This is a genomic window from Halomonas sp. A11-A (assembly GCF_003182195.1).
Taxonomy (GTDB): domain Bacteria; phylum Pseudomonadota; class Gammaproteobacteria; order Pseudomonadales; family Halomonadaceae; genus Halomonas; species Halomonas alkalicola.
Map to the genome: position 1 here is coordinate 118,533 of NZ_QGTM01000008.1, position 7,063 is coordinate 125,595.

The window sequence follows — 7,063 nt, forward strand, 5'->3', positions numbered from 1 at the left end:
GCCTTGCAGAAGACAGCCAATTATAACATGTTTTTGTTACAAATTTGAGTCAGTGATTACTAGTCTTAATTCCTTTCGTAATTCAGTTTGGATATGTGCGAAGGAAGAACTACAGAGCGGCCCCGTAGCTGGACGCCCATCGGCACCGCCTTGCGCAACCCGGAGCGGGAGATCCAGGTCACCTAGTGGAGCCGGAAGGACTGACGGCCTGAATGCCCTCAGAGGAGCTAATCATGGCAACTCGGTGTGTTACCCCTCTCACGGGATATGAAATGATTGCTGAGGGCTTTTGCTATCAAGGTAAATGCCTCACCTAATGTCGCTTATCAGAAAAACTCTTATCGGAGATTCAGGGCAATGATGAAAATAAAGTCAGCGAGATGATCTGATGCAGTTTTATACAGATTAAAAGTGGCTTTCTTGGAGGGAGGCGTCAAGCATCGACGGGCTCTTATCTTGCTCAGCACCGGTGGGCACTAGCTTAAGCGATATATCGAGGCCCTAAGTTTATTTGTCATTGAGTATGCTAAAAAGCTTATCATGCTGGTTCGGTTTGGCTACTAACAAGCTATTCCACTGAGCAGGGTTTGGGTTGCAAGAAAGGTCGGTGACCTTGCATCCTGCCTCTCGTGCTATGACGATTCCTGCCGCAATGTCCCATAGATCCAGTCGCGCGCCCTGAGACCAAAAAGCGTCAAACCGGCCGAGGCCAGTATATGCAATCTCGAGTGCGGCAGAGCCTGGGCTGCGAATCCCGGCCACGCGGGGCATCAGGGCGGAGAGTTGTCGCTGGCTCGTCTCGCAGTCGCCCTTGCCGTGATAAGGCAGGCATGTACCGACCAGCATCTCAGTGAGAGGACGAGCTGGTAAAATGGGTATCCGCTGCGATCCCTTATAAGCCCCTTGGCCGCGGATGGCCCAGAGCATCTCGTCCAGTAGTGGCTGATAGACCACCCCGTGAGTCAGGGCCTCGCCCTGGCGTACTGCTATAGAGACAGAGAAGTGAGGCACGCGATGCAGGAAGTTATTGGTGCCGTCGAGCGGGTCGATGATTACCGTAAGGTCGCTGTCGCCGGCCGGGGTGGCGCCGGTTTCCTCTGCGAGAAAGCCCACCTCGGGGTGGGCGCGTCGGATGGTTTCAATGATGGCATGTTCAGCCGCCTGGTCGTAGTGGGTCACGAAATCCGAGGCGCCCTTGCACTCAAAATCGATGGCTCCAACGGTCTGGTAACCCTCGTGGAGGAGTTCACCGGCCGCCCGGGCAGCTTGCTGCAGGGTGTCGATTAGGATAGTGGTGGTCGATTTGGTCATGCTTGGTCTCCTGGGAGGCGCGCTACGGGCTTCGCATTAGAACCATCTTGAGGGTGCGGCGTTGCAGATATATGAACCCCGGGGTGAGCATCACAAGTAAGGCGGCGGGTGGCGACACCAACCGCTGTACTGCCACATGGTTGAGCCTGGCGAGGTTGCGAGCCCGGGCACCCATCTCGGTCGCTGCGATGCTAGTTTGCTCGGCAGTCCTTTTCAAAGAACGTTCTTTCGACAGCTTGGACTCATAGAATAACCGTAGCACTTTGGACCTCCTGGTATAGGCAGGGGCTTGCGTCGGCACCTTTCTGCTTTACCGAAGTGAAGAAAATCTCTTGGCTACTCATTAGATGATGGCGTGGCGCACCCGTGCGGAAATCCACTCCGAAGCCAGCACGGTGACGAAGATCATCACGAAGATGACGCTGACCTGGTTCCAGGCAAGACTGTTGATGGCGGCGTTGAGCTGCAGGCCGATTCCCCCGGCGCCCACCAGCCCTAGCACCGTGGATTCACGAATGTTGATATCCCAACGATAGACGCTGATACCGGCAAAGGCGGGCATGACCTGGGGCAGCACGCCGTAGTTCATCACCTGCAGACGTCCCGCACCGGTGGCGCTGATCGCCTCGACCGGAGTGGGGTGGATCTCCTCGATGGCCTCGTAAAGCAGCTTGCCGATGAAGCCGATGGAGCGTAGGGCGATGGCGATGATACCGGCCAGCACGCCCGGGCCGAGGATGGTCACCAGCAGCATGGCCCAGATCAGCGAGTTGATGGAGCGCGACGAGACGATGATCACCAGCGCGGCGCTGCGCACCACCGGGTGCGGTGAGGTGTTGCGGGCCGCCAGGAAGGCTACCGGGAAGGCCATGGCGATGCCCAGCAGCGTACCCAGGGTGGCGATGTTGAGGGTATCCCACATCGGCTTCCACAGCCGGTGGGCGTAGCTCCACTGGGGCGGCAGCATGCGGCTGATGAGATCGCTGCCCTGGCGGCCGGCGTCCTCGACGAAGACCCACATGGTGTTGTCGGAGATCACCTTCCAGCACAGCAGGAAGAGGCAGGCGCCGGCCAGCCAGCCGAGATACTGCAGCCAATGGGCGCGGGTGGTGCGCAGGCGCCAGCTCGGCGTGCCCTGCGAAGTCGTCGAAACGGGCATGGAGATTTCCTATTGCGTCCAGCGGCGGATATGGCTCGAGGAGTACTCGCACAACAGCACGATGGCGATGATGATCAGGAGTATCGCCGCCGAGGTGTCGTACTCGTAGCGGCTGATCGAGGTGTTGAGGGTGGCGCCGATGCCGCCCGCCCCGACGATGCCGATCACCGCCGATTCGCGAAAGTTGATGTCCAGACGATACATCGAGAGCCCGATCAGGCGGGGCATCACCTGGGGCTGTACGGCATGGTTCATGGTCTGCCACCAGTTGGCCCCGGTGGCGCGGACCGCCTCCACCTGGCGCCAGTCCAGGTCCTCGATGTCCTCGGCCAGCAGCTTGGCCATGAAGCCGATGGTGGCGAAGGCTAGGGTGATCATGCCGGCCAGGGGGCCGAAGCCGAACATCACCACGAACAGAATGGCGATGATGATCTCCTGAAAGGTACGCGAGACGGTGATGATGCCGCGGCACAGATAGTAGATGGGCCAGGGCGAGATGTTGCGCGCCGCTCCCAGCCCCACCGGGATCGACAGAGCCACGCCGATCACCGTCGAGGTGACGGTCATGGTCAGGCTCTCGAGAATGCCGTCGATGATGTCGCCGCGGCGGCTGATGAAGTCCGGCTGGGTGAAGGCCGCCAGAAAATTGAGGCCGCGGCCGGCTCCTTCGGCGACCCGTGCCCAGTTGACCTCCACCGAGGCCAGCGCCAGCACCAGATAGACAGCAAGACCTAGCGCCAGCCCCCAGCGCAGCTGTGGGTTCTCGATCAGCGGCAAACGCCGCCACTGGCCTGCCCGGGCCTGCTCCTGGCGGCTCATGCAGCGCCTCCGGTGGCCAGGTTGAGGTGAGCGGTGGGTGCCGGCCTGGCGGGCTCGCCCTCCGTTTCCTCCTCTTGAACCCGGGTGTCCCACTCCTCCTCGCCGTAGATGGTGGTCAGGGTCTCGGCATCCAGCTCGCCGGGTTTGCCGTCGAAGACGATCCGGCCGGCGCGCAGGCCGACGATGCGGTCGGCGAACTGCTGGGCGAGAGCCACGTCGTGGATGTTGATGATGGCGGCCAGATTGCGCTCGGCGCACAGCTCGCGGATCAGACGCATGATCTGGCGTGACGTCTTGGGATCGAGGCTCGCGGTGGGCTCGTCCACCAGCAGCAGGCGCGGACTCTGGATCAGAGCCCGGGCGATGCCCACCCGCTGGCGCTGGCCGCCGGAGAGCGCATCGGCGCGTTTGTCCAGGGCGTGTGGCAAGCCGACCCGATCGAGCAGGCGGAAGGCTTCGGCAATGTCTTCCTGAGGGTAGCGACGCGTGAAGCTGCGCCAGAAGCCGACGTAGCCGAGACGGCCGGAGAGCACGTTCTCCATCACCGTGAGGCGATCCACCAGGGCATACTCCTGGAAGATCATGGCCATGGAGCGGCGCGCCCGGCGCAGCGCCGAGCCGGAGAGCTGGGTCAGTTCGGTGTCTTCGAGCCGGATACTGCCGCTTGTGGGTTCAACCAGGCGGTTGACGCAGCGTATCAACGTGCTCTTGCCGGCCCCGGAGGGGCCGATCAGGGCCATTACCTGGCCGCGTGGCAGGTTCAGGTCGATGTCAGTCAGGGCGCGATCTCCGGTGGGGTAACGCTTGTTGACCGCGGAAAGCGTCAGCATGGTCGGGTCTCCCTTACATGCGCATGGGCCCGGAGAGCGAGGCTCTCCTGGCCCGTGCTGAATCATGGGTACGAGGGGATCAATCGCAGTCGTAGGTCACACCGTTGGCCTCGGCGATGGTGCGGATAATCTCCCAGCGCTCGGCGTAATCGATAGGAATGAACTGGCTTTCTCCATTGTTGGAGAATTCCGCTTGCAACTGCGTACCTTCCCAGTCATAGCTGAAGAAGGCTTCTTTGATCTTTTCCTGTAGTTCAGGGTGCAAATTGTGAGAGGTGCCGTAGGGAGTCGTGGGGAAGGTGGCAGAGGTATAAATGACTTCATAGTCATCCTCGCTAATGACCCCCCTTGCTTTCATTCTTGTGATAACTGAGTTAGCGATTGCCGCAGCTTCGTAATCCTTGTGGATGACTCCTAATATCGAATTCTCATGAGTGCCAGCGAAGGGGGTATCGAAGTCAACGCCAGCTTCCAGCCCGAACTCAGACTTGATGATTGCCGATGGAGCCCTAAATCCTGAATTGGATGTCTGAGAAGTAAAGGCGAGTTCTCTCCCGGCTAGGTCTTCCACAGAGGTAATGCCGCTTCCCGGGTAGGTGATAATCTCCATCTCATAGCCGAAGCTACCGTCCTCACCCGCCATCATAGCAAAGGGCCGGAACCCCCCGCAGTTAACCGCTAGAGGCACACCGCCAGTGTTGAAACCGGCCACGTGCAGACGACCGGCGCGCAGCGCCTCCTGCTGGGCGGCGTTGGACTGCACCGGGAAGAACTGCACCCGCTTGCCAGTCACCTCGCCTAGGTGGTCGAGGAAGTCGGCCCACACCTCGGCGTAGACGGCCGGGTCTTCCACCGGCGTGTAGGCAAAGACCAGAGTGTCGGGATCGACCCATTGGCTCTCATCGGATGGGATGTCGGCGATCATGTCACCGTCGGCATCAGTATAACGTTTGGAGAGCTCGGCGTTGGCCTGAAGCGACAGTGCGACTAAAAGTCCAAACAGGCTGGTTGTTACTGTCTTTTGATATGGGATAAGCATGTCAACCTCAGTTTTAAAAAGAAAAGCCTACAGTTTGAAGCGTAGATGGTGCATGCAATAGATTGCGTGAATATGTCGATTTGAATATGTTTTTGTTTCATTAATTTTGCGTTCTGAAGACCCCTTGGCGAAAAATGGCGTTACTGTGTCATGTATATGAAATTTATTTGAGTGGTGCTGGAAGAAGGCCAGGTGGATATCAACGCCACTGAAGCAATAGTGCAACGTGGGTTTAACGTGCTAGGTGCATGCTTGATCTGTCGGTAGAAGTTGGCGTTTTTTTCCACGGATCTCATGGTAAGGTGAAGATATGTCAAATAGAGTGGCTATAATCGGTACTGGAAGTATCGGAGTTGATTTGATGTGCAAAGCAATCAAATCAAAAGAGCTGGATCTCCGCTTCGTCGTAGGGAGAAGGAGCGACAGCCCAGGCATGAGAGAGGCAATGCTAAGAGGAGTTGAGACATCGAGCGAAGGGATTTATTACCTTGAAAAACATATTGAAGAATTTGATATTGTTTTTGATGCAACGTCGGCAAATTCACACGCAGAGCATGACAGACTTTTCTCTAAGCATAATAAGTTTGTTATTGATCTTACACCAGCCAAGATAGGCGAGCTCTGCGTTCCTGTTATAAATTTGGAGTTGTTAAAAGGTAAAAGAAATATAAATCTTATCACTTGTGGTGGGCAGGCAAGCTTGCCAATGGCATATGCATTAAAGAAATCCTGCGATAAGATTTTGTATGTAGAAGTGATATCTAGTATATCATCTGACAGTGCGGGGATCGCAACTAGGGATAATCTCAATGAGTATGTTGAAACCACAGAGTTTGCACTCAAAAAATTCACTGACGCTGAGGCCTCGAAAGCTATATTGAATATAAATCCAGCGCTCCCTCAAGTGTGCATGCAAACTACGCTATATGCTAGATGTGAAAAAGTTGACATTGAGAAGTTGAAAAGCAATGTCAGCGCTATCGTGAGGCAAGTTCAGGAATATGTGCCAGGCTATAATCTGGTGCTTGAGCCGCTAGTTGACTCGGGGAATGTGACCTTGGCAGTTCAAGTATATGGCAATGGAGATTATCTACCTGAGTACGCGGGGAATCTGGATATTATCAACTCGGCCGCAATGGCCGTCGCAAAGTTTAAATCAAGACTGAGTGGTTATAGCTCAAAAATAGCGGTCATTGAGGAGGGGGTGGCATGAAAAAGAAATACATTACCATTAGCGACTGCTCGCTGAGAGATGGTAATCACGCGATTAATCATCAGCTTAGTGTCGAGCAGATAAGTGGCTATTCAAAATTTATCGTGCGCTCAGACCCGTAGCCGTCGAGTAGGCGACAGACCTCCTTGCTGAGGTGGTCAAATGAGAGATAGGCACTCAACGGTAGCCATGCGTACTTCATCTGCCGCCACAGAATCTCTATCAGGTTAAGCTCCGGCGAGTAAGCCGATAGGTAGACCAGATGCACACGATGCGACATCCATTCCATAATCTTCCTTCTGAAGGCCTTGGAGCGATGCATGCTGGCATTGTCGAGCACCACGATGGCGAAGGTATCGGGGTCTTTCTGGGCCACAAATTGATCAAATGCTTCGATGACTGTCTCGGTAGTCACCGGCTCCGTGGAGGTATGGTAGACCAGCTTCCCGGCTCGGCTGAGGAACCCCAGTACGTTCAACCTTCGGCTATGGGAGTAGGCGGTCATCTCAAAGGGCTGCCCAATGGGACTCCACGCGTATGGAACCGGTGACGACTGCGAAAAGCCCGACTCATCGAAGTAATAGAGCTCGTGCTCACCCAGGTCTTCCCGCTCCTGAAGCACCTTGAGAAGGCCTTGAGTGTTGCGGAAATCCGTTTCGTCGCGCCGTGCCTTCAGTGAATGCCGAATACGC

7 protein-coding genes are annotated in these 7,063 nt (G+C 56.4%); 1 reads left to right on the top strand and 6 read right to left on the bottom strand.

The features are described from left to right. Window positions 1-507: 507 nt before the first annotated feature. The 5 genes from DER72_RS08260 to phnD all read right to left on the bottom strand — a co-directional run bounded on the left by DER72_RS08260 (window position 508) and on the right by phnD (window position 5,158). The gene (locus DER72_RS08260) at window positions 508-1,311 is read right to left on the bottom strand and encodes an inositol monophosphatase family protein (RefSeq protein WP_110069515.1); all 804 of its coding nucleotides are present in this window, start codon (window positions 1,309-1,311) and stop codon (window positions 508-510) included. Window positions 1,312-1,654: 343 nt separating this feature from the next. After that, complete coding sequence (gene phnE / locus DER72_RS08270; RefSeq protein WP_110069517.1) at window positions 1,655-2,470, bottom strand: phosphonate ABC transporter, permease protein PhnE; 816 nt, start codon at window positions 2,468-2,470, stop codon at window positions 1,655-1,657. Between the two features lie 9 nt (window positions 2,471-2,479). Beyond that, window positions 2,480-3,289: a phosphonate ABC transporter, permease protein PhnE gene (gene phnE / locus DER72_RS08275; protein WP_110069518.1), complete on the bottom strand. Its 810-nt coding sequence runs from the start codon at window positions 3,287-3,289 to the stop codon at window positions 2,480-2,482. Then, window positions 3,286-4,119 carry a phosphonate ABC transporter ATP-binding protein gene (phnC, locus tag DER72_RS08280; protein WP_110069519.1) on the bottom strand — a complete coding sequence of 278 codons (834 nt, stop codon included), beginning with the start codon at window positions 4,117-4,119 and terminating at the stop codon, window positions 3,286-3,288. The genes phnE (DER72_RS08275) and phnC overlap by 4 nt, the downstream gene beginning before the upstream one ends. A gap of 79 nt (window positions 4,120-4,198) precedes the next feature. After that, window positions 4,199-5,158, bottom strand: coding sequence for a phosphate/phosphite/phosphonate ABC transporter substrate-binding protein (gene phnD / locus DER72_RS08285; protein WP_110069520.1), 960 nt, complete (start codon window positions 5,156-5,158; stop codon window positions 4,199-4,201). Window positions 5,159-5,468: 310 nt separating this feature from the next. Here phnD and DER72_RS08290 point away from each other — a divergent pair, with 310 nt between their 5' ends. Beyond that, complete coding sequence (locus DER72_RS08290) at window positions 5,469-6,371, top strand: acetaldehyde dehydrogenase (acetylating) (protein ID WP_110069521.1); 903 nt, start codon at window positions 5,469-5,471, stop codon at window positions 6,369-6,371. A gap of 88 nt (window positions 6,372-6,459) precedes the next feature. Here the strand turns inward: DER72_RS08290 and DER72_RS08295 are convergent. Beyond that, a partial coding sequence (locus DER72_RS08295) for an IS630 family transposase (RefSeq protein WP_110069533.1) occupies window positions 6,460-7,063 on the bottom strand: 604 nt, incomplete at its 5' end.